Below are 23,302 nucleotides of genomic sequence, written 5' to 3'. Positions count from 1 at the left end.
GCGCCCTCTCCAACTCCCTTGAGGTCTTTGGTGAAAAGCACACGAAAGGGTGATCGCTCACCCCGTCGCAATTGACGCCTTATCGGAAAGAAATGGGCGCTCTGCGGGGAGTTGTGCGCATGGCCGGACTAAGGGTCACGGACAGTCGTCACCGGAACCGGCTGCGCAGGGTGGTGAGGAGATACGCGCAGAGCAGCGCGGTCAGCGACAACGTCAGGGCCCCGCCCACAGGTTGGGAGACCACCGCGAAAACGGCCTCCAGGTAGTGCTCACCCCCGAAGGGCCAGCGCGGCAGCAGGGCTTCCCGCAGCCGCATGGGAAGGCCGGCCGCGGTTCGCACGGACGGTCCCTCGACGAGCTTGTGCACGACGGGCACGACGAGGAGGGGGACGGCGGCGACGGCGGCCAGGCCGGCCGTGGTCGACCGGAAGACACCGGCGGCCAGTACGCCGGCCCAGGCGCAGCCGATCACGAGCCCGAGCCAATTCGCACTCAGGGGAACCCAGTCCGCGGGAACCTGGGCGAGCTCCGGTCCGTAGACGAGATAGAGCACTTCGGCGTCGCAGCCGACGGTGAGGGCGGCCAGCAGCAGCGCGCTGACCGAGGAGACGAGCAGTTTGGCGGCCAGCAGCCCCAGCCGGCGGGGCACGGTGCCGCGGTCCGCGGCCAGGGCGGGGTGCCGGAACTCGTCACCGAAGGCCAGCGCGCCGAGCAGTCCCGCGCCGAGTGCCGCGGGCGGCAGTGGGAGCTCCCGCGGCCAGGCGGCCAGCAGGCGAGGCTGCGGGGTGTGCCCGATGCGCGCGAGTACGACGGCGGTCACGGCGGACACGACGAGAACGACCGCGCCGGTCAGGAACCCGGTGCCGATCCCGGTGGCGCGCCGGATCTCGTAGCGGAGGGGACGCAGGGGGCTGGGAGCGGGGCGCACCGAGATGGGGGGCGGGAGAGGGGGCAGGGCGTCGAGTGTGCGGATCGCCCGAGCGGCGGGAGGGTGGGGCGCCCGGAGCGGGGAGGGTGTGATCTGCGCCGGTGGAGTCTCGCTCGCGTGGCCGGCCGGGGTTCCGTCCGGAACCCGGTGCGGCTCGACGACCGGCAGCGGCTGCCCGTGGAGGGGCCGGCGCTCGTCCGTGACAGGTGTCGGTGCGTCCGAGAGGGGGCGCTGGTGGAGGGCGGGAGGCGGTTCGAGGGCGGGAGGCGGTTCGATAGGGGGACGCGGTTCGAGCGCGGTAGGCGGTTCGATGGGGGGTCGCGGTTCGATGGCGGAACGCGGTTCGAGCGCGGGGCGGGATTCATCCGTGGAATGCGCTTCGAGCGCGGAACGGGGCTCCAGCGTGGGACCGGGTTCGAGCACGGGATGCGGTTCGGGCGAGAGGCGGGGTTCAAGCGGGGGACGGAGTTCTCGTACGGGATGCGTGCCGGGCGGGAGGTGGGGTTCGAGCGGGGAGTGGGGTTCCAGCACGGGACGCGGTGCGAGCGGGGGGCGTGGCTCGGTCGTGTCGGGCGCCGCCGGGTCTGTCGCGGTCGGCCGCGACGGGTCGAGAGACAGTGCGGGTCGCCCGGAGCGGAGCGCGGGGGCCGGGTGGCCGGTGCCAGACGCGTGCCCTGGCTCGACGAGACCTCCACCCCGGGGCCCGCTTGCCTGAATGAGGCCCGCCCCGGGGCCCATGTCGCCGAGCTCGTCGGCCAGTTGGTGGACGACGATGCCGTGACGGAACGCGATCTCACCGATGTCCGCGCAGGTACCGCCGTACACGGAAAGGCGGTTGCCGCCCTCTCGGACGACCTCCAGGGAGCGCTGCGAGGTGCGTGCCTGTTTGGCCAGGAGAGCGGCCAGACGGGCCGCGTGCGGGCTGCGTACGGCGACACGGGGGCGCAGGCGGGTGCGAGAGAACTCCGCGGCCTCCTGGTCGGCCACGAGCCTGCCCTGTTCCAGGGTGACGACGCGATCGGCGGTGCGGGCGGCGCCCTTCGGGTCGGCCGTGGTGAACAGGACGGTGCCGCCCTGGGCGGCGTGGGCGCGCAACATGCCGTGCAACCAAGCGCTCTCCCGCGCGGAAAGCCCGTCGGCCGGGTCGTCGAGCACGAGGGTGTGGGGGTCGGCCAGGAGCACGCAGGCCAGGCCGAGACGGCGGTCCATGCCACGGGACAGGGCGCCGAGACGTTCCTCGCGCAGGCTCACGAGCCCGACGGCTTCGAGGACTTCGTCGGCCCGCCTGACCGAGACCCCGGCCGCGGCGCACAACATGCGCAGATGACCGCGGACCGTGCGGGCGGGATGGCCGGGCACATCGCCCAGCAGCACGCCGACCTCGCGCGAGGGGTGGGCGATGCGATGCAGGGGGCGGCCCCGGAAGTGGGTGATGCCACGCCCCTGTTGGAGTTCGAGCATGAGTCTGAGGACCGTCGTCTTGCCGGCGCCCGGTGCTCCGAGCAGCGCGGTGATGCGGCCCGCCCGCGCCTCGAAAGAGACGTCATCGGCTGCGGGCGGAAGCTCTTTGCGGGGATTGCTGGTCAGTCCGAAGGCCTGGATCACTCGCAGCAAGATAGCGCGCCATGTCCGTTTTTTCGGGCATCCCGAGACCCCCTCGGGCAGGGACGTTCTCCTGGACCGACCCGCGGAGGAACCGGGTTCCGGACGTGCCGAGCCTGCGCCCCGGCCGCCCGTCAGACCTCGGGACGCAGCATCGGCGGGTTGAGCAGCGTCGCACCGCCGGCCCGGAAGAGCTGGGCCGGGCGTCCGCCCTGACGCGTGGTCGTCCCACCGGTGGGCACGAGGAACCCGGGGGTGCCGGTGACCTTGCGGTGGAAGTTGCGCGGGTCCAGTGCCACGCCCCACACCGCCTCGTAGACCCGGCGCAGTTCCCCGACGGTGAATTCGGGTGGGCAGAAGGCAGTGGCGAGCGAGGAATACTCGATCTTGGAGCGGGCGCGTTCCACCCCGTCCGCCAGGATCTGGGCGTGGTCGAAGGCCAGTGGCGCGACCGGCTCGGTGTCACGCCCGTAACCGCCCTGCCGCAGCAGTTCCTCGACCGGGGCCCAGCGCGCGTTGCTGGCGTCTCCGCCCGCCCTGGGTGCCGGCAGGTCGGGAGCGAGAGCGAGGTGGGCGACGCTGACGACCCTCATCCTGGGGTCCCGCTCGGGGTCGCCGTAGGTGGCGAGCTGCTCCAGATGTGCGCCGTTGTCCTGGGCCGGGACGGACGGGTCGTGGACGCGCAGTCCGGTCTCCTCGGCCAGCTCGCGTGCCGCCGCCTGGGCCAGGTCCTCGTCGGCCCGGACGAAGCCGCCGGGCAGCGCCCAACGCCCCTGGAACGGCGGTTCGCCCCTGCGTACCGCCAGCGCGCACAGGGCATGGCGGCGCACGGTCAGCACGACCAGGTCCACGGTGACGGCGAAGGGCGGAAACGCTGACGGGTCGTAGGGCATGCGGCGATCATAGTCGTCTGCCTGACGATAAACACTCCTTTCACTGGTCGCTTCGCTTGCTGATCCGCTGCGGCCCGGCAGGGACTCGGCTGTCTTGCCACTGATCCGGAGGTGGCACATCGCCGCTGGTCACACGCCCAGTTGGAGTCCGTCGGCTGCCTCCTCGACCATGGCGAGCCCCAGTCGGCTGACCCGTACGGAGAACGGGGCGCCCGCCACCCGCAGACCTGTGAAGCCGACCTCGCCGAGGGGTGCCCCGCGCACCGGGCGCAGCGTCACCGTCCCGGCGGGGGCATCGGGACGGATGCCGGCGAGGGTGGTCAGCAGCAGGACTCCACCGGCCGCCGCCGTGGCCGCGGGGCGGCAGGCCGCCGGGTGCGGGAGCGGAGCGCTCCCCTCCGTGCGCTGCTCCCCGGCGTACATCTCGGGCAGCCGGTGCGTGAAGGCCTCGGCCGCCGCCAGCACTCCGCGCAGCAGCGAACTCGCCTCCTTCTCATAGCCGGCCGCGGCCAGTCCCGCGACGGCCAGCGCCGTCTCCTGGATCCGCACGGCTCCCGTGCGATGGCCGAACGGATTGAAACCCGGCTCCTTCGCGCCCAGTCCGCGCAGGCCCCATCCCGAGTCCATGAGCGGGCTGCCGAGCAGGCGGGCGAGGTGCTCCGTCTGGACCTTGTCGAGCAGGCCCGGCGCAGGCTCACCGCCGCCCAGCAGGCCTGTGTCGAGGAGATGCACGGCGGAGGCGCCCAGGTGAGGCACGAGATTGCCGTCCCGGGCGCGGGCCGCCGCGGGTCGGCCGCCTCCACGGTCCTCGAGCCAGAAGTCCTCGCGGAACCGGGTCCTCAGCGCTTGCGCCCACTGCCGGAGTTCCGCTCCCCCTGTCCGGCCGCAACCGTCGAGCAGGTCGGCGCCGAGCACGGCGGCGCGGTGAGCATTGGCCTGTGTGTCGCAGCGGACGAAACCGCCCGGGTTCGGGTCCGGCAGGTATGTGCCGTCACCCACGGTCTTCCGCAGCCAGGCCAGGCAGCGCTCGGCGGCGGGCAGCAACGCTTCCGTCTCCTGCTCGGGGAGGCCCCAGCGGCGGGCCTCGGCGAGCAGGGCGGGGAAGAGCAGGGTGGCCTCGGTGCCGGTGCACTGCGGTGGGAGGTGCGGTCCCGCGTCCCGTAGCGGACCGGGAATCATGCCGGACTGCGCTGTGGGACCCGTCATCTGGGTCCGGGCGAGGGTCCGCAGCGTTCCCGCGGCCAGGCCGGTGCCCAGCGACAGCACCATGCGGGCGGCCACGAGCGCGTCCGCGGGGGCGAGACCGCAGCGCCAGGGGGCTCCGGCCGCGAGGTGGGTGTCGGCGGGGTTCGCGGAGTCGCGCAGGAGGAGGGCCTGGAGATCCTCGATGCTGGTGCGCAGGAGGGCGGGGACTCTGGGATCGTCGCCCTCCGCGCACGCGGCCGCGAGGGGGCTGGTCGCCGCCCGGCCCGCGGCACGCAGGGGCCCGGCGCCGTCCGGCCGCACCCGCAGTTCGATGGTTCTGCTGCCACCGGGCGGCAGGTCGACCTCCCAGCGCAGCAGCCCGGCCGAGGCCAGGGCGTCCGCGGGAGGAGGCTCGGCCGTGACGGTCGCGTTGCCGGTGGCGCAGGACCAGCGCAGCCCGGAGCCGTGGACACTGGCAGTGAGTTCGGGTCCCGCTTTGGCGGAGGCGATCGCCCCGAGGTCGGCCAGGTCGGTCCCCAGCACGATCTCCACCGGCAGACGGAGCGGGCGGGGCACCGCGTTGTGCAAAGTGATCCGTTCCGTGCCGTCCGCGAAGCGGTTGCGCTCCACGATCACCTCGGGGTCCGGCCCCGCCTGTGGAGAGGTGCGCAGCGTGCCGACGAACCTGGCACGGTCGGCCGAGGCCATCCGGGCCTGCACCGCGAGGGGTTCTCGTCCGGCCACGCGGATCTCGCACCGGGAGAGCACGCGTCGGCCCGCACGGTAGAACCCCTCCAGTCCACCACCGGTCATCTGGCCTTTCTCGGTCGAGATGGCGAGGCCGGGGAGGGCGATTCCGATCATCACGGTGTGGGCGGGTGGCAGGTCGGCGGACCCGCGCAGCCCGGGGCCCGTGACGCCCCGGGGAGGGAGCGAGGGCGGGTACGTCGCCGACAGCGGCGTTCGCCCCTGAGGGAAGGACTCCGGCGCCGAGCCGTGGTCCGGACCCCGCCCGGGCCGACGATCCTGATCCGTCCACCGAGGCGACGACCGCCCCGGACCCGGTGACGAGGGCGGGCCCGAGTCGGGTCCGACGGGCGAAGAGGCACGTGGCCCACTGCCCGGGAAGCTCTGCCCGTAGCCTTCGCCCCGAGTCGCTGGACGCGGCGCGGCGACCTGGTCTGCGGCGGGTGGATTCCCAGCCCGGGCCGGGGCGGACCCCGGGCCGAGGGACGGTTGAGGCCCGCCCTGGAGGCGGTAGTCATCGGCAGCGGAGGAGGGCGGAGTCGGCTGTTGCATAGGAGGGCTTCCTCTGCGCTCTGTGCGCCTCGTTCGGGTTCGGCGCCGGTGGCGGGGGGCTCCGGCGGAGCGGGGGCCGTGCGGCGTCACGGCCTCTCCAGCCGTTCCGCCACTCAGGTGAACGGCGTGAGCGTCCTCCGAGTCACGCCCGTGGCCCCGCGCCCTGCGCCTCGATGCCGCCCGGCTAAGGCTCACTCCTCTGCGTCCGCTCCGCGGCCGGACTGCCCGCTTTCCTGGTCCGCTCCCCTGCCCGGCACGGCCGTCGTCTTCGGCTCACCTGCGCGGGTGCGGCCCCTGCGGACGCTGCCGGGCCGGGTGGCATCCGCCGTCATCGGACGCCCCGGAGGCGTACCTGTCTCAGCGGCACCGTAAAAGCGCTTGGCAGCCACCGGTGTGCGCCGACCGGGAGCTCGTGCGCCCTGGTCACCGGCTTCCGCACTCGTACGGCCGGGGGCCGCGCCGGTAGAGCCGGCGGAACGAAAGCGGCGACGCCGGCGGGATGGCGCGGCTGCCGATGTGGGCTTGTGGCTCGGTCCAAACTCGGGCGGCGCCCCTGCTTGGGTGAGGGTGCCGTTCGGCTCGACATCCTTCGGCGCCTCTGCCTGTGCAAGGGTGCCGTTCGGCTCGGCATCGCTCGGCACCTCTGCCCGTGCCGTCCTGTCACTCGGCTCGCACTTCGCCGGTACCGCCGCCTGGGTCGCCCCCTCGCCAGGCCCCCGCCCCTCCGGCGCCTCCGCCCGAGCCGTCTCGTCACTCGGCTCGCACTTCGCCGGTACCGCCGCCTGGGCCGCCCCCTCGCCAGGCCCCCGCCCCTCCGGCGCCTCCGCCCGGGCCGCCTCGTCCCTCGTCTCGCATCCCGCCGACACCGCCGCCCGCGCGGGTTCGCCCCTCACCTCGAGCTCGGGCGCCGTGGCCGCCCCGCGGCGTCCATCCGACGTGTCACCGTCCGCCAGCGGCTCCAGGACATCGGTCACCGCGCCCCCACGGTCCTTGCGCCCCGCTCGCAGGCAGCTGCGGATCGCCTCCGGGTCGAGGCCCTCGTTGCAGGCCTGGTGCAGGAGGCGGGCGAAGAGGTAATCGGGATCGGCGCCCAGGGCCATGGCGAGAGCTTCCCGGGCCTCCAGTTCGTCACCGGTGGACCAGGCGACCCAGCCGGCGAGGGTGAGCGGTGCCGCGGCATGTTCGCCGTACGGCCCGACGCAGCGTCGAGCCAGCGTCCGCCAGAGGCGAAGGGCGGGTGCGGCCTCGTCGCCCTCCATCCACTCGGCCGCACGGTCACGGGTCGCTCGGTCCTGGAGCCCGAGGATCAGCCGGGCCGCCTCGTCGCACCCGAGCAGTTCATCGTCACGAAGGTCGGCCAGCAGCGTGCCGGAGACAGGCTGTGCCTCGGCGAAGCGCTTCAGGGTCTGCCCTGCGAGATACAGCGTTTCGTCCGCCACCGCGGCGCGGCCCACGTCGTCGAGGATCTTCGGCACCAGCGCCATGCTGGCGGTGTCCAGAGCCGCTTCCTGCTCGAGCGCCGCGGCGTTCTCCCAGGGCAGCAGCCGCGCCCGGAGCTCTCGCAGGGTGCCGCGCACCTGGATGCCGGCGTACGTGGCCGCTGCGGCCAGCACCGAGGTGCCGGGCAGGCCCATGGGCGCTCCCTCGGGGGAGCAGCATGCCGCGTTGTCGCAGCAGTAGGACCAGTAACGGCCGTCCGAGATGCACAGCGCCTCGACCACCACCGCGTCCATGGAGCCACACTCGATACGCAACCTCTGGGCCAGGGGCCGCAGGCGTTCCATCACCTGCCGGCCGGTCTCGCCCTTCTCCGGTTCCTGGCACAGGAACGCGACCATCGACTCCGGCCGGGCACCTCGGCGCTCGCTGCCCCTCACGAGGCCTTGGGACAGCTGCCGGGCGGCGGAAGGCCAGTCGTCCGCGTTCGCCGGGATACCGAGCCGGGCGCGGCCGCCGAACCGCCCTCGTCCGTCCCTGTCGTGCAGGGCGACCAGGACGATGCTGTCCTCGGGCCGGTAGCCGAGCAGATAGGGAAGGGCGTCGGCCAGTTCGGACGGGGTGCGCAGAGTGACCTGGTGTTCTCCGCCGTGACTGTCGTACGCGGGGCTGGGGGTGTCCGGCCCGGACGCGTGACGCCCCTTGTTCTTCGGGGCTCCGGTCTGGTGCCCGCCCTGCGTCTCGGGCCCGCTGATGTCACCGTTCTCAGGGGATCCGGTCGTTTCGCTGTGGTTCGTCATGCGAAGACGATCTCGCGGAACAAAAACCTCCGCTTGACCCTGTGGATAAGTCCGATCAGGGACACGTCACCCAGGGCCCGACGTGTCCACAGCTCTCGGTACGCCGCTCCGAATGTCAGAGCCGTCCTGTTGTATGGGTCGCATGGAGCACACGAACAACGCGGAACTCCGGGCGGCGGCCGACGCGGTCCTCACCCGTCTCGTCGGGGACGTCTCGGGCAAGGCACGGCTGCGCGAGGACCAGTGGCGGGCGATCGAGGCGCTGGTCGCCGACAAGCGCCGTGCCCTGGTCGTCCAGCGCACCGGCTGGGGAAAGTCCGCGGTGTACTTCGTGGCGACCTCGCTGCTGCGGGCGCGGGGCAGCGGTCCGACGGTGATCGTCTCCCCGCTGCTCGCGCTCATGCGAAACCAGGTGGAGGCGGCGGCTCGGGCCGGCATCCACGCCCGCACCATCAACTCCTCCAACACCGAGGAGTGGGATGCCGTTCAGGCCGAGATCGCGGCGGGCGAGGTGGACGTCCTGCTGGTGAGCCCCGAACGGCTCAACAACCCGGATTTCCGGGACCAGGTGCTCCCCCGCCTCGCGGCCGCCACCGGTCTGCTGGTGGTGGACGAGGCGCACTGCATCTCCGACTGGGGCCACGACTTCCGGCCGGACTACCGCAGGCTGCGCACGATGCTCGCCGATCTCCCACCCGGTGTGCCGGTGCTCGCGACCACCGCCACGGCCAACGCGCGTGTGACGGCCGACGTCGCCGAACAGCTCGGCACCGGCGGCGGCACGGACGCCCTCGTGCTGCGTGGCCCGCTCGACCGGGACAGCCTGTCCTTGAGTGTGCTGCGGCTGTCGGATGCCGCGCACCGGATGGCCTGGCTCGCCGAGCACCTCGACGATCTGCCGGGCTCCGGAATCATCTACACCCTCACCGTGGCCGCCGCCGAGGAGGTCACCGCCTTCCTCCGGCAGCGCGGGCACACGGTCGCTTCGTACACCGGCAAGACGGAGAACGCCGATCGTCAGCAGGCCGAGGAGGACCTGCTCGCCAACAAGGTGAAGGCCCTGGTCGCCACCTCCGCACTCGGCATGGGCTTCGACAAGCCCGACCTGGGCTTCGTGGTGCATCTGGGCTCGCCCTCCTCCCCCATCGCCTACTACCAGCAGGTGGGCCGCGCGGGACGCGGGGTGGAGCACGCCGAGGTGCTCCTGCTCCCGGGCAAGGAGGACGAGGCGATCTGGACGTACTTCGCGTCGCTCGCCTTCCCTTCCGAAGACCTGGTGCGCCGCACGCTCGACACCCTCGCGCACGCGCAGAAGCCGCTGTCCCTGCCCGCGCTGGAGCCGCTGGTGGAGCTGCGCCGCTCCCGCCTGGAGACGATGCTCAAGGTCCTCGACGTGGACGGGGCGGTGAAGCGGGTCAAGGGCGGCTGGATCGCGACCGGGCAGCCGTGGTCGTACGACGCCGAGCGGTATGCGTGGGTGGCGCGTCAGCGCGAGGCCGAGCAGCAGGCGATGCGCGCGTACGCGTCGACGACCGAATGCCGGATGGAGTTCCTGCAACGCCAACTGGACGACGAGGCCGCCAAGCCGTGCGGCCGGTGCGACAACTGCGCCGGTCCGCGCTTCGCGGCCGACACCTCCGAGGAGGCGCTCGACGCCGCGCGCACGGACCTGGGCAGAGCAGGCGTCGAGGTCGAGCCCCGACGGATGTGGCCCACCGGCCTGCCGGCGATCGGGGTGGACCTCAAGGGACGCATCCCTGCCGGTGAACAAGCCGCACCGGGACGCGCCCTGGGACGCCTTTCGGACATCGGCTGGGGCAACCGGCTGCGGCCCATGCTCTCGCCCCAGGCCCCCGACGGGCCAGTGCCCGACGACGTGGCCAAAGCAGTGGTGGGGGTGCTGGCCGACTGGGCGAAGGGCCCCGGCGGCTGGGCTCCGGGAGTGCCGGACGCCCAGCCCCGCCCGGCCGGTGTCGTCACGATCTCCTCCCGCACCCGCCCGCAGTTGATCAACTCTTTGGGGACGCGCATCGCGGAGATCGGCCGGCTCCCGTTGCTGGGCGCCGTCGAGTACGCCGGCGACGCCTACCCGGGCTCCCGGAGCAACAGCGCCCAGCGGCTCAAGGCACTCGACGGGGCCCTGGCCGTGCCGCCCGCCCTCGCGTCCGCTCTCGCCGAGGCTCGGGGCCCGGTCCTCCTCGTGGACGACTACACGGAGACCGGCTGGACCCTCGCAGTGGCGGCGCGCATGCTCCGACGTGCCGGTGCGCAGGGGGTGTTGCCGCTGGTCCTGGCCGTGCAGGGCTGACGGCGCGCCCGGCTCGTGGCGGCTGCCCCGGCGCGCACCTCTGGACGCCGCGCACCCCCATGGCGTACGAACGTGTCGGGCTCGAACGCCCCATGGGTGGTCCGGCGACACACAGGGTGGGGATATTAGCCGCGCATCATCTGATAACGGTCGGCTGCCTCAATTGCTCGTTGCCGCAATCAAGTTCGACAGGAAGAATTGAAGTCCGCTCCCGCACGGCTCGTCCGCCAGCTCCGGCAGGGCTTCGCTGCGGTGCGCGCTCCCAGGAATCCGACCCCGCCCGCAGTGTGGGCGCGTAGCCGAAGGGAGGACCGTGACCTTCGGATTCGCTCCGGCCTCGGCAGCGGCGTCGACGTCCGCCGCTTCCGCCAACCGCTTGCTCGAACCCGCGGAATGGGCCGCCGCCGGGATCCCACTCCTGCGCAGCCCCCGCGAGATCGTCAGCGGACTGCACGCCCGGCACCACCCGCAGCCGGCGACCGCCGTCGTGGCCGTGCTCGACCCTGATGAACGGCTGTGCGCGAGCGCCTCGTTCGTGCGCCGTCCGGCACCGGCCGACGGCTGGATGTTCCGCAACGCGCTGCTCGCACAGCTACGCCGGGTCATTCCGCACGATCTGCGCCGCCGCACGCCGGTGCGCACAGCGGTGCTGCTCTACTGCCGCGAGGGCGACGCGCGTTGGACGGAGGAGGACGGCGCGTGGATGTGGGGGCTGCGTGACGCGTGCACCCTGCACGGGTTGCGCTGCGGGGCGTACATCACGCTGACCCGTGACGGCTGGCAGGTTCTCGGTGAGGGGCGCGGCGGACGCCGCCCTCACTCGGCCTCGGCACCGGAGCCGTTCGCCACGTCGGAGGCACCGCCCCCTATACCGCGCACCGGCGGGGCCTCCGAGGTACTGCGCCGCGCGGCGGCGGCACGCTGAGTCCTGGACCGGCCGTTCCCCACAGGTCCGGGACGGGACCGCGCACCACCCCATGGCACGCCACGGTTCCCGGGCGGACAGCCGGACCGGACACCTCGGCTCAACGTCGCGGACGACCACAGGGCCAGGTACCCAGGGGTACCCCACCGACGTGATCACGCACCGCCCGGGACGCCGTGGGCGCGGCGGTCGGGGACAGCCACGAAGCGCTGCACAACCGGCCCGAAGCCCCGGTGTGGTCACGGCTTTCGGCCCTTCCGGCATGGTGAATCGCCCGCTGTGCAGAACCGCGTCAGCGGTTGCGATGTGATTCCCCAGCGCCCTGCCGGGCGCTGGGACACCGGCTCAGACGCCCGCGCCCAGCACCGAGTTGATGCGCTGCGGGTCTCCGCAGACGATCAGCAGGGCACCGGCCCGGGAGTGGGCCAGGGACAGGGCGCTCACGGCTGCGGCCTCGGGTCCGCCGTTGACGGCGACCACGACCACCGGACGCGACGCGGCGCGGGCCGCGATACCGGCGTCCGTGTAGAAGACGTCGTCGCCGGCGTCGTGCTGGGCCCAGTAGGAGGCTTCACCGAACGACAGCTCGTGGGCGGCCCACGGGTGCTGTTCTCCGGTCGTGATCACCAGGACGTCTCCGGGTGCACGACCGGAGTCCAGCAGCAGGTCCACGGCCTCCTCGGCGGCGTCGAGCGCGCCTTCCACGGAAGCCGGGATCAGCTGGATCTGCGGAGTGACCGGAGCGGCGGCACCGGCTGCGGGACCCGACGGAGCGGGCTCGGCGGCCACCTCACGCGGCGCACGCTGCACCGGCGGCGCCGGCCGCAGAGGGCCGGGACGACCGGGACGCGACGGAGCCGCGGGACGGGGGCCGGGTACGGGACGGGGGGTCGGCGCGATACGGCCACTGGCCGGAGTGGCGCGGGGACCCTGGGCACTCTCGTGAATCTGAGGCTCCTCGGGAATGAGAGGCATGAGCTGATATTAATCAAACGTTAGTACGGCCCGCATCGGCGGGTGGCGCATGTGCGCGAACGTAACCGTCAGAAATCGAAGCCGAGCTGACCCTCGATCTCCGGAACGCTTGCGTCCGCCCAACTGCGGGCCTTCTTGAGGTGCCGCCACTGGGGCAGCGCATCAAGATACGCCCACGACAAGCGGTGGTAGGGGGTGGGGCCCCGCTCCGCCAGTGCGGCCTTGTGCACGGGGGATGGATACCCGGCGTTGTCCGCAAAACCGAAGTCTGCATGGTCGATACCCAGTTCGGCCATCATTTTGTCGCGCTGGACCTTGGCGATCACCGAGGCCGCGGCGACGGCCACGCAGGACTGGTCTCCCTTGATCACCGTACGGACCCGCCAAGGGGCACCGAGGTAATCGTGCTTGCCGTCGAGGATGACCGCGTCGGGCCGGACCGGCAGGGCATCCAGCGCACGCTCCGCCGCGAGCCGCAGCGCGGCCGTCATCCCCATGGCGTCTATCTCCTCCGGGGAGGCGTGTCCGAGAGCGAACGAGGTCACCCAGGTCCGCAGTTCCTCGGCGAGGGCGGTGCGTCGCTTGATGGTGAGCAGCTTGGAGTCCGTGAGCCCGTCGGGCGGCCGACGCAGTCCGGTGATCGCCGCGCAGACGGTGACGGGACCGGCCCAAGCGCCGCGGCCCACCTCGTCGACACCTGCAACGATCTTCGCTCCGGTCGTAGCGCGAAGGGAGCGCTCGACGGTGTGAGTAGGCGGTTCGTACGGCATGGCGCCCCTAGATTACGCCGCCCGGAACCGCCCGCGACACCCCGGTCCACACCGACGGCGTCGCGGCCTCGGCGAGCTTCCGCGGAGCTCCGGCCGACCGGAGCGGCGGACACCCTCGGCCCGAGCGCCGCACCCCTCAGGCCCGCAGCAGCGGAACCATCAACTGGTCGATCATCTCCTCGACTTGATGATCCTCCCATTCACAGCCGCACATCTTGGAGCGATACATCATCATGGCCGGCACGGCGTCGAAGACATAGCCGTTCGCCGCCTCGGGGCGCACCTCGCCTCGCTTGATCCCCCGTTCGACGACTTCCCGCAGCATCTTCATGGTGGGCTCCACGACTCCCTCGAAGATCACGCCATGGAAGCGTTCCGCTTGCGCCGTGTCGCACTCGTGAATCACCGAGCGAAGCGCGAGACCCGGACGGGAGAACATCGCGTCGCGGGCGCGCAGACACAGCACCAAAAGATCCTCACGCACCCCTCCTTCGTCCGGGGCCGCGTCGAACTGCGGCAGCCCGGCGCGCAGGGCGTCGGCGACCAGGTCCTCCTTGGACGGCCAGCGCCGGTAGACCGCCGCCTTACCCGTCTGGGCGCCGACGGCGACCCCCTCCATCGTCAGGCCGCTCCAGCCGACCGTGCTGAGTTGATCCAACGCGGCCTCCAGGATCGCGCGTTCCAGTACCGCGCCGCGGCGGCGGGCGGGCGTCTGAGCGGGGGCATCCGCCCAGCTGGGGGTAACCATCTGACTCTCTCCAACGAACAGAGGAAGCGGGCATTCCGGGGATGGGGGACGCGCCGGACGGCCACACAGGGGGACGTACCGAACGACGACGCCACGAGTGAACGCTTGCGTTCACTGTCGAGGGGTCACTACCGTTGACCCGGCAGTGAACGCCAGCGTTCACTAATTCAGTCGTGGGGGACTCATCGTGACAACCTCTCCATTGCTCCAAGATCGAAAGCCAGGCGCGGCACGCCGGGAGGGACGCCCCGGCATCGCGCTCACCGTGATCGCGGCCTGCCAACTCATGGTGGTGCTCGACGCGACGATTGTGAACATCGCACTCCCGCACATTCAAGACGCGCTCGAGTTCAGCACCACCGACCTCACCTGGGTCGTCAGCTCCTACACACTCACCTTCGGCGGCCTGCTTCTCCTCGGCGGCCGAGCCGGCGACATCCTCGGGCGACGCCGGGTCTTCATGACCGGCATCCTGCTGTTCACCTTCGCCTCGCTGCTGGGCGGCCTCGCCCAGGAGCCCTGGCAGCTGCTGGCCGCCCGGGTGCTTCAGGGGGTGGGAGGCGCGATCGCCTCGCCCACGTCGCTTGCGCTCATCACCACCACGTTCCCCGAGGGTCCGGAGCGCAACCGGGCCTTCGGTGTCTTCGCCGCGGTCTCCGCGGGTGGCGGCGCCATCGGTCTGCTCGCCGGCGGCATGCTCACCGAGTGGCTCGACTGGCGCTGGGTGCTGTTCGTGAACGTGCCGATCGGGGTGCTGATAGCCGTGCTCACCCCGCTGTACATCAGTGAGTCCGAGCGGCACAGCGGTCGTTTCGACATCGCGGGTGCGGTGACCTCGACCGCCGGCATGGCGTCCCTGGTCTACGGCTTCATCCGCGCCGCGGACGAGGGATGGCGGGACAGTCTCACCATCGGATCCTTCGTCGCCGCCGTGGTGCTGCTGCTGGCCTTCGGAATCATCGAGTCCAGGGCCAAGGAGCCGATCACGCCGCTGCGGATGTTCGCCGACCGCAACCGCTCGGGCACTTACGTGATCATGCTGAGCCTCGCCGCGGCGATGTTCGGCATGTTCTTCTACATCGTGCTGTTCGTGCAGAACGTGCTCGGATACAGCCCGATCGAGGCGGGGCTCGCCTTCCTGCCGGTGACCGTCGTGATCGCGCTCGGCGCGGGGCTGTCGCAGCGGTTCCTGCCGGTACTCGGCCCCAAGCCCTTCATGCTCACGGGCTCCGCGCTCGCCATGATCGGACTGGCCTGGCAGGCACTGATCAGCTCCGACAGCTCGTACGTCGGCGGTGTCCTCGGCCCGATGCTGGTGTTCGGCTTCGGCATGGGGCTGAACTTCGTGACCCTGACCCTCACCGCGGTCTCCGGGGTCGCCCCGCACGAGGCGGGAGCGGCCTCCGGGTTGCTCAACACGACACAGCAAGTGGGCGGATCGCTGGGCCTGTCCATCCTGACGACGGTCTTCGGCACGGCGACCAAGGACGAGGCGGAGAAGCAGCTGCCGCAGTTCATGGCCGACGGGTCCGCGGAACAGAAGGCGGAGTTCGCCAGGACGCATCAGCTGCCCGCTCCGTGGGGGCACGAGGTGCTGGCCCACGGCATCTCGACGGCCTTCATCCCGGCCGCCGCGATGGCCGTCCTCGCACTGGCGACGGCCTGGCTGGTGATCCGAGTCCGCGCAAGCGACCTTGAGGCACTCTCCGGTTCGGCCGGACCGGGCCTCGGCTGACACGAGAGCACCGTGAAGCGGCTGCGGCGGCTCGCAGGCGGGTACACCGGAGACCCGCCGGCGGTCGCCCGGCCGGTTCACGGAGAGCGGGACAGAGCCGGGGCGAAGGCGGGCGACGGAAGGCGAGGGCGCCACACCAGCGGCCCACAGCCGCCCGGCACGGTGCGCGACAACGCCCATCCATGGGATCAGAACCGCGAACAGAACCTCCATGACCAGCCACCACCCCCATTTTCGCGCCCGGCACGACCTCCGGCGTGTCCGAAGCCTCTCGGCTCACACAGCGGATGTCGGGACAACGGACGGCCGGTCACGGAGAGTTCCCGAGATATACGGAGAGTTCCGAAAACACCGAAGACTCCGGTACTCAAGCCGACCTGGGCACCCAGTCCGGCAGCGGCTCCGTCCGCTCGATCCACTCGGCGGGCGGTGTCCCCGCCTTCGAGGCAGCGATCACGCCGCCGACGATGGCGCAGGTGGTGTCGACATCCCCGCCGACCTGGGCGGTCGTCCAGAACGCCTGCTCGTAGTCGCCGAGGCTTCTCGCCGCCGACCAGAGGGCGAAGGGCACCGTGTCGTGGGCGGTCGTACGCCGTCCGCACCCCAGCACCGCCGCGACCGTGCCCGGATCGCCGTAGTCGAGCATGTCCCGGGCTCGGCGCAGGCCGGCGCCCACGGCGCTCTTCGGTACCAGATCGATGACTCCGTCGAGGAGGGCTCCGGCTCCGGGCGGTCCGTCCGGGGCGGCGGCGAACGCGGCGGCCGCGGCGACGGCCATGGCCCCGACCACGGCCTCGCGGTGCTGGTGCGTGGTGTAGGCCGAGATCTCGGCCTGGTGGGTCGCCTGCTCGGGATCGTCCGCGTACCAGGCGCCCAGCGGGGCGATCCGCATCGCCGCGCCGTTGCCCCAGGACCCCTGCCCCTTGAAGAGGGCGGCGGCGAGTTCCCGCCAGTCGCCGCCCTCCCGGACGAGCCGCAGCAGACGGTTGACGGCAGGGCCGTAGCCCCGGTCGAAGTCGTGATGCTCGGCGAAGGAGTGGGCGAGGGCGTCCTGGTCGATGCGGTGGTGGGCGGCCAGGACGGCGACGACCGAGCCGGCCATCTCCGTGTCGTCCGTCCACTGCCAGACTCCGGTGGGCACCTCGCGGCGCTTGAGCAGCGGGTAGTTCACCGGAACGAAGTACTGGGAGCCCAGGGCGTCCCCGACGGACAGTCCGCGCAGGCAGGCCAGGGCGCGGTCCAAGCGCACGTCGGGGGAGGAATCAGCGGTCATCGCCCTGCCACTCTATCCGGTGATCCCGTACGGCTCGGGATCTCGCCAGCGGTCGAAAGGCCGGTCAAGCGTGTACTTGCCGTCGTCCCCCAGAACGAGCATCCGCACCTCGCCGTTCCCCGGGTTCGACAGCGACTCGAACTCCGCGACCGTCCAGTGGAACCACCGCATGCAGAACAGCCGCATGGCCAGACCGTGGGTGACGATGAGGACGTTCGGCGGGTGGTCGGGGTCCTCGAAACTGCGGAACAGGCTCTCCAGGAAGCCGCCGACCCGGTCGTAGACGTCGGCGCCGGACTCACCCTGGGCGAAACGGTAGAAGAAGTGGCCGTACGCGTCCCGGTAGGCCTTCTGGAGACGGACCTCGTCCCGGTCCTGCCAGTTGCCCCAGTCCTGCTCACGCAGCCGGGGTTCCTCACGTACCCGTATGAGTCCGGGGTCGAGGTGGAAAGCGCGCAGGGTCTCGTGCGTACGACGGTAGGGGGAGACGTACACGCTGACGTGCTCGTCGCCGAAGAGCTCGCGCAGCTGCTCGCCCGTCGCCTCCGCCTGCCGCCGGCCGCGCTCGGTCAGCGCCAGGGCGTGGTCGGGTTCGCGCTCGTAGACGGAGTCATCGACATTGCCCGTCGACTCGCCGTGCCGGACAAGGACGATGCGCCGTGGTCGTGCCATGCCAAGACCCTAGATCGGGTGAGGGTTCGCTGAGCACTCCCACCCCACCCATACAGCGTAGGTCACACGAAACCCGCACCAGGGAGCACGCGGTCGCACCCTCCTCCGGCCGGACCCCTGCCGCCCGGAGACACTCCGAGTCGGGCATCCGGAGCATCCGCCGCCGGGCGGAATCAGACCGTCCAGCTCATCTCCATGTCCACGACGTCGCCGGTGAGCGCCGCGACATCCGCCTCCGTCTGGGCCCTCAGGGCAAGCCGTTCCACGCGTTCGGTGCGGTACTTGCCGTGTTCCGCGGCCGACCGCCACATGGACAGCACCAGGAACTCGTTCCCCGGTGCCTCCCCGAACAGCCCGCGCACCATGCCGGGCGAGCCGGCCATCGCCGGGTTCCAGACCTTCTCCTGCATCAGCACGAAGTGCTCGGCTCGCTCCTCGTGAACGCGGCAGAGCGCCACGCGCAGCAGGTCGGCGTCGGTGAAGCGCGGCTCGAAACCGGTCTTCACGTCGAAGCGGTAGTCGAAGAGCCTGACCTGGGCGTTTTTGAACGTGCCCGCCTGGGCCGACGCGAGCCGGTCGTGGGAGCGGGCCATGAAGGAGTCGTAGAAGGCACGGCTCTCCCAGAACGCGAAGATGTGCGCCACATCCGGCCGCCCCCGGCTCCAGCCACCCCCCTGTCCGCGAAATCCCGGCTCCCCCAGAAGCCCCGCCCACTTCCGCTGCCCCCGCTCGAAACCGCGGCGGTCCACCACGGTGCAGCGAATCCACTTGACCAGCACCGCGCCATGGTAAGGCCATGGCGCGTGGCGTCGGTCACTCTCGGCTGGACCGCTCCCCCACGGGTGCACCCTCGCGCGTGGCAGGATGGACAAACAGTCGTGGACGCCGCGCAGTTGGGGTCGACGGACGGGTCGGTACGGGGAAGGGGACTTCGGTGGACGGGCTCAACAAGGGGCTTCGCAAGGTCGAGATCGCGGTGCGGTGGGATCCCAGCCCGGCCGGGCAACCGTCCACCGACCTGGACCTGGTCGCGGCGACCTACCAGGCGGACGATCCGCACGGCGACCCGGCGTACCTGGTGCACTTCGACCGTCGCTCCCCCGACGGCACCATCACGCTCAACCGGGACAGCAAGGACGGTCAGGGCTTCGGCTACGACGAAGTCATGACGCTCGAACTCGACCGGCTCGACGTCCGCTACGCGCGCGTGGTGGTCGGTGTCGTCATACAGCAGCACCCGGCCGAGCGCACCTTCGTCAGCGTGCGCAACCCCGGACTGCGCATCCGGGAGGGGTACACCGTCCTGGCCGAGGACGACTTCGGAGGTGTCCTCGGGGCGACGGCGGCGACGCTCGCCGAGTTCGCCCGGGAGGGCTCCGGCCCCTGGAGCTTCCATGCCGGCCTCCGCGGATTCGAGGGCGATCCCGTGGACTTCGCCAGGACGATGGGTGCGGCGCGGCGCGCCTGAACCTCGCCCGCGGCGCGTCCCCGAAGAGGCGCGGATCGTCGACACCGCGGTGGACACGACGAGAGGGGCACCACCCGCGGGTGGTGCCCCTCCGTCATCGGCTCAGGCGCTCGGCGTCAGCTGCAGCCGCTGGTCGAGCCGCAGCCCTCGCAGATGTAGCAGGAACCGGCGCGCTGCATCTTCGTGCCGCAGGAGAAGCACAGCGGGGCGTCGGCCTGGATGCCCAGCTGCATCTCCACCAGTTCGGCGCTGGTGTGGGCCTGCTGCGGGGCGGGCTTGGCCGCCTCCTCCGCCTTCGGAGCGGAAACGGCCTTCAGCTCCTGGGCGCGCGGCGCCGACTGGGCCAGACCCTCGACATCGACCTCGTCGTCGGACGGCTCGTAGGAACCGGTCTCCAGGTGACGCTGGCGCTCCTCGGCGGAGTGGATGCCGAGCGCGGAGCGCGTCTCGAAGGGCAGGAAGTCCAGCGCCAGGCGGCGGAAGATGTAGTCGACGATCGACTGCGCCATCCGCACGTCCGGGTCGTCCGTCATGCCGGCCGGCTCGAAGCGCATGTTGGTGAACTTCGAGACGTACGTCTCCAGCGGCACGCCGTACTGGAGGCCGACGGAGACCGCGATGGAGAAGGCGTCCATCATGCCCGCGAGGGTCGAGCCCTGCTTGGACATCTTCAGGAAGACCTCACCGAGACCGTCGTCCGGGTAGGAGTTGGCGGTCATGTAGCCCTCGGCGCCACCGACGGTGAAGGACGTGGTGATGCCGGGACGTCCCTTCGGGAGGCGCTTGCGGACCGGGCGGTACTCGACGACCTTCTCGACCGCGGTACGGATCGTCTCCTCGGCCTTCTCGGTGATCTCCGCCTTCTCCTTCTCCTTGGTCTTGGCGGAGAGGGGCTGGCCGACCTTGCAGTTGTCGCGGTAGATCGCGAGGGCCTTGACGCCCAGCTTCCAGGCCTCGAAGTAGATCTCCTCGACCTCCTCGACGGTCGCCGTCTCCGGCATGTTGACCGTCTTGGAGATGGCGCCGGAGATCCACGGCTGGATCGCGGCCATCATGCGGACGTGGCCCATCGGGGAGATGGCCCGCTCGCCCATGGCGCAGTCGAACACCTCGTAGTGCTCGGGCTTGAGGCCCGGCGCGTCGATCACGTTGCCGTTCTCGGCGATGTGGGCGACGATCGCCTCGATCTGCTCCTCGAGGTAACCGAGGCGGCGCAGGGCCTGCGGCACGGTGCCGTTGACGATCTGCATCGAGCCGCCGCCGACGAGCTTCTTGAACTTGACCAGCGCGAGGTCGGGCTCGACACCGGTGGTGTCGCAGGACATGGCGAGACCGATGGTGCCGGTCGGGGCCAGCACGGACGCCTGCGAGTTACGGAAACCGTTCTTCTCGCCCAGGCGCAGGACATCGCCCCAGGCCTCGCTGGCGGCGGCCCACACCGGGGTGTCGAGGTCGTCCATGCGGACGGCCTTGTCGTTGGCGTCGGAGTGCTGCTTCATGACGCGCTTGTGGGCGTCCGCGTTGCGGGCGTAGCCGTCGTACGGGCCGACCACCGAGGCGAGCTCGGCGGAGCGGCGGTAGGCCGTGCCGGTCATCAGGGAGGTGATGGCGCCGGCGAGGGCGCGACCGCCGTCGGAGTCGTAGGCGTGACCGGTGGCCATCAGCAGGGCGCCGAGGTTGGCGTAGCCGATGCCGAGCTGGCGGAACGCGCGCGTGTTCTCGCCGATCTTCTGCGTCGGGAAGTCCGCGAAGCAGATGGAGATGTCCATCGCGGTGATGACCAGCTCGACGACCTTCTGGAAACGCTCGGCCTCGAAGGACTGGTTGCCCTTGCTGTCGTCCTTGAGGAACTTCATCAGGTTCAGCGAGGCCAGGTTGCAGGACGTGTTGTCCAGGTGCATGTACTCGCTGCACGGGTTCGACGCGGTGATCCGGCCGGACTCGGGGCAGGTGTGCCAGGTGTTGATGGTGTCGTCGTACTGGATGCCGGGGTCGGCGCAGGCCCAGGCGGCCTCGGCGATCTTGCGGAAGAGCGCCTTGGCGTCGACCTCCTCAATGACCTCGCCGGTCATCCGGCCGCGCAGCCCGAACTGGCCGCCCTGCTCGACCGCCTTCATGAACTCGTCGTTCACGCGGACCGAGTTGTTGGCGTTCTGGTACTGGACGGACGTGATGTCGTCGCCGCCCAGGTCCATGTCGAAGCCCGCGTCGCGCAGGACGCGGATCTTCTCCTCTTCTTTGACCTTCGTCTCGATGAAGTCCTCGATGTCCGGGTGGTCCACATCGAGGACGACCATCTTGGCGGCGCGGCGGGTGGCGCCACCGGACTTGATCGTTCCTGCGGAGGCGTCGGCGCCGCGCATGAAGGAGACGGGACCGGAGGCGTTGCCGCCGGAGGACAGCAGCTCCTTGGAGGAGCGGATCCGGGAGAGGTTCAGTCCGGCGCCGGAGCCGCCCTTGAAGATCATGCCCTCTTCCTTGTACCAGTCGAGGATCGACTCCATGGAGTCGTCGACGGACAGGATGAAGCAGGCGGAGACCTGCTGGGGCTGCTTGGTGCCGACGTTGAACCAGACAGGGCTGTTGAAGCTGAAGATCTGGTGCAGGAGGGCGTACGCCAGCTCGTGCTCGAAGATCTCCGCGTCGGCGGGCGAGGAGAAGTAGTTGTGGTCCTCACCGGCCTTCCGGTACGTCTTCACGATGCGGTCGATCAGCTGCTTGAGGCTGGTCTCGCGCTGCGGGGTGCCCACGGCACCGCGGAAGTACTTGCTGGTGACGATGTTGACCGCGTTCACCGACCAGAAGTCGGGGAACTCGACGCCACGCTGCTCGAAGTTGACCGAGCCGTCGCGCCAGTTGGTCATGACGACGTCACGGCGTTCCCAGGCCACCTCGTCGTAGGGGTGGACCCCCGGGGTGGTGTGGATGCGCTCGACACGCAGGCCCTTGCTCGCCTTGGCGCTCTTGGCGCGGGAACTCCGTGCCGGACCGCTCGCCGTCTCTGTCATGCCGCCTCCCTGTACGGGCGAAAACGCCCTGAAGTGCCCCGTTGTTCCCGTGGCACGGTGTTCTGTCTGGTATTGCGGGCCCTCACTCATCGCCCGCAACGGGTCTTCATGTCGCCGCCGTCCGGCCGGTCCCGGAGCTGCCTTCCGGGTCCGGCCCGCCTGTCAGTCGGCGGCGCCTGCGGGCTGGGGGACGTGTTCCGCCCCTCCGGGCCCGCGGTGGTCTTCCTGGCTTCCCGCAGCCGCGCCCTCGCGGTCTCCACCGTCCGCGTCGGCCCGCCCGGTCTGCGCCCTGAGTTCCTCGATGGCCGCCTCGAAGTCGTCGAGCGAGTCGAACGCCCGATAGACCGAGGCGAATCGCAGGTAGGCGACGAGATCGAGCTCCTGCAACGGGCCGAGGATGGCCAGCCCCACGTCGTGGGTGGTCAGCTCGGCGCTCCCGGTGGCCCGCACCGCCTCCTCGACCCGCTGGCCGAGCTGGGCGAGCGCGTCCTCGGTGACGGGCCGCCCCTGGCACGCCTTGCGCACGCCGTTGATGACCTTCGTACGGCTGAAGGGCTCGGTGACTCCGGACCGCTTCACCACCATGAGCGAGCACGTCTCCACGGTCGTGAAACGACGGGAGCAGTCTGGGCACTGGCGGCGCCTGCGGATGGATGTGCCGTCGTCGGTGGTACGGCTGTCGACGACACGACTGTCGGGGTGCCTGCAGAAGGGGCAGTGCATGAACTCCGAACCCTCCTCACAGCAGACTCAACAGCCTCGCCGGGCCTCTTGCGCCCCACGAAGCAGCCCCAAGCATAGGGGATGACCATGGGCCTCAAGACCCGGGGGACCACAACTTCTGGGCTGCTGAGTCAATCCAACCACTAGATGTGGGGATTGGCTCATACATCCACGCCGTTACCGCGTGTCGCACACGTAGGCGCAGGTGACGCGGGCGGGCCGGTTCACACTGGCCCCGCACCGCCGCTGAGGCGCCGCCGTGGACACGGTCCGCGGGGACGCGACCGCATCCGTTTCCGCACAGCCGTATCGCCTCGGCACATGCGCAGATACGGTGGGCGCCGCGCGGAGGGTACGTGGGACTCCCGCACAGATGAGGGTTGGTCCCGGGCCTGGGGAATGCCGGATGGCAGACTGGGGCACCAGTCCTCGAGCGATCACCCCGGCGGTGAAGAGTACAGCAATGGACCCTTTTGCCCGCCAGGTGGCACGGCCGCCAATACACCCGGACACCTGATCGCGTCCGATGATTCGCGATTTTTCACTCGAACGT

15 protein-coding genes and 1 pseudogene are annotated in these 23,302 nt (G+C 71.0%); 4 read left to right on the top strand and 12 right to left on the bottom strand.

Annotated features, from left to right (window positions below):
• Window positions 1-148: 148 nt before the first annotated feature.
• The 4 genes from AB0I06_RS28685 to AB0I06_RS28670 form a co-directional block, all read right to left on the bottom strand.
• Window positions 149-2,533 (bottom strand): ATP-binding cassette domain-containing protein, encoded by a 2,385-nt coding sequence (locus AB0I06_RS28685; RefSeq protein WP_363121727.1) that lies wholly within the window; start codon window positions 2,531-2,533, stop codon window positions 149-151.
• Window positions 2,534-2,664: 131 nt separating this feature from the next.
• Complete coding sequence (locus AB0I06_RS28680; RefSeq protein WP_363121726.1) at window positions 2,665-3,423, bottom strand: NUDIX hydrolase; 759 nt, start codon at window positions 3,421-3,423, stop codon at window positions 2,665-2,667.
• A gap of 129 nt (window positions 3,424-3,552) precedes the next feature.
• Window positions 3,553-5,421: a glycogen debranching N-terminal domain-containing protein gene (locus AB0I06_RS28675; RefSeq protein WP_363121725.1), complete on the bottom strand. Its 1,869-nt coding sequence runs from the start codon at window positions 5,419-5,421 to the stop codon at window positions 3,553-3,555.
• Between the two features lie 677 nt (window positions 5,422-6,098).
• Window positions 6,099-8,144, bottom strand: a complete 2,046-nt coding sequence (locus AB0I06_RS28670) for a DUF4192 family protein (protein ID WP_363121724.1) — start codon at window positions 8,142-8,144, stop codon at window positions 6,099-6,101.
• 142 nt (window positions 8,145-8,286) lie between these two features.
• On the opposite strand from AB0I06_RS28670, the gene AB0I06_RS28665 reads away from it, so the two are divergent.
• Both AB0I06_RS28665 and AB0I06_RS28660 read left to right on the top strand, forming a co-directional pair.
• Window positions 8,287-10,452, top strand: a complete 2,166-nt coding sequence (locus tag AB0I06_RS28665; protein ID WP_363121723.1) for a RecQ family ATP-dependent DNA helicase — start codon at window positions 8,287-8,289, stop codon at window positions 10,450-10,452.
• A gap of 313 nt (window positions 10,453-10,765) precedes the next feature.
• On the top strand, window positions 10,766-11,377 hold the full coding sequence (locus AB0I06_RS28660) for a hypothetical protein (RefSeq protein WP_363121722.1): 612 nt from the start codon (window positions 10,766-10,768) through the stop codon (window positions 11,375-11,377).
• A 345-nt stretch (window positions 11,378-11,722) separates the two neighbouring features.
• On the opposite strand, the gene AB0I06_RS28655 is transcribed toward AB0I06_RS28660, so the two are convergent.
• The 3 genes from AB0I06_RS28655 to AB0I06_RS28645 form a co-directional block, all read right to left on the bottom strand.
• On the bottom strand, window positions 11,723-12,352 hold the full coding sequence (locus AB0I06_RS28655) for a hypothetical protein (RefSeq protein ID WP_363121721.1): 630 nt from the start codon (window positions 12,350-12,352) through the stop codon (window positions 11,723-11,725).
• Window positions 12,353-12,420: 68 nt separating this feature from the next.
• A complete protein-coding gene (locus tag AB0I06_RS28650; RefSeq protein ID WP_363121720.1) occupies window positions 12,421-13,122 on the bottom strand; it encodes a ribonuclease HII in 702 nt (233 codons plus the stop codon).
• Window positions 13,123-13,258: 136 nt separating this feature from the next.
• Window positions 13,259-13,870 (bottom strand): TetR/AcrR family transcriptional regulator, encoded by a 612-nt coding sequence (locus AB0I06_RS28645; protein ID WP_363121719.1) that lies wholly within the window; start codon window positions 13,868-13,870, stop codon window positions 13,259-13,261.
• 187 nt (window positions 13,871-14,057) lie between these two features.
• On the opposite strand from AB0I06_RS28645, the gene AB0I06_RS28640 reads away from it, so the two are divergent.
• The gene (locus AB0I06_RS28640; RefSeq protein WP_363121718.1) at window positions 14,058-15,605 is read left to right on the top strand and encodes an MFS transporter; all 1,548 of its coding nucleotides are present in this window, start codon (window positions 14,058-14,060) and stop codon (window positions 15,603-15,605) included.
• Between the two features lie 367 nt (window positions 15,606-15,972).
• Here AB0I06_RS28640 and AB0I06_RS28635 read toward each other — a convergent pair whose 3' ends face one another.
• The 3 genes from AB0I06_RS28635 to AB0I06_RS28625 all read right to left on the bottom strand — a co-directional run bounded on the left by AB0I06_RS28635 (window position 15,973) and on the right by AB0I06_RS28625 (window position 18,329).
• On the bottom strand, window positions 15,973-16,878 hold the full coding sequence (locus AB0I06_RS28635) for an ADP-ribosylglycohydrolase family protein (RefSeq protein WP_363121717.1): 906 nt from the start codon (window positions 16,876-16,878) through the stop codon (window positions 15,973-15,975).
• 12 nt (window positions 16,879-16,890) lie between these two features.
• Window positions 16,891-17,550, bottom strand: a complete 660-nt coding sequence (locus AB0I06_RS28630) for a histidine phosphatase family protein (RefSeq protein WP_363121716.1) — start codon at window positions 17,548-17,550, stop codon at window positions 16,891-16,893.
• Window positions 17,551-17,723: 173 nt separating this feature from the next.
• Window positions 17,724-18,329 (bottom strand): YdbC family protein, encoded by a 606-nt coding sequence (locus tag AB0I06_RS28625; protein ID WP_363121715.1) that lies wholly within the window; start codon window positions 18,327-18,329, stop codon window positions 17,724-17,726.
• Window positions 18,330-18,469: 140 nt separating this feature from the next.
• On the opposite strand from AB0I06_RS28625, the pseudogene AB0I06_RS28620 reads away from it, so the two are divergent.
• Window positions 18,470-19,018: pseudogene (locus tag AB0I06_RS28620) on the top strand (TerD family protein); the annotation flags it as partial.
• A 116-nt stretch (window positions 19,019-19,134) separates the two neighbouring features.
• Here AB0I06_RS28620 and AB0I06_RS28615 read toward each other — a convergent pair.
• Both AB0I06_RS28615 and nrdR read right to left on the bottom strand, forming a co-directional pair.
• Window positions 19,135-22,026 (bottom strand): vitamin B12-dependent ribonucleotide reductase, encoded by a 2,892-nt coding sequence (locus tag AB0I06_RS28615; RefSeq protein WP_363121714.1) that lies wholly within the window; start codon window positions 22,024-22,026, stop codon window positions 19,135-19,137.
• Window positions 22,027-22,188: 162 nt separating this feature from the next.
• The gene (gene nrdR / locus AB0I06_RS28610) at window positions 22,189-22,749 is read right to left on the bottom strand and encodes a transcriptional regulator NrdR (RefSeq protein ID WP_363121713.1); all 561 of its coding nucleotides are present in this window, start codon (window positions 22,747-22,749) and stop codon (window positions 22,189-22,191) included.
• Between the last annotated feature and the right edge of the window lie 553 nt (window positions 22,750-23,302).

This window comes from Streptomyces sp. NPDC050674, from assembly GCF_040654575.1.
In the GTDB taxonomy this organism is placed as follows: domain Bacteria; phylum Actinomycetota; class Actinomycetes; order Streptomycetales; family Streptomycetaceae; genus Streptomyces.
This window is presented reverse-complemented; position numbering and strand designations above follow the sequence as displayed.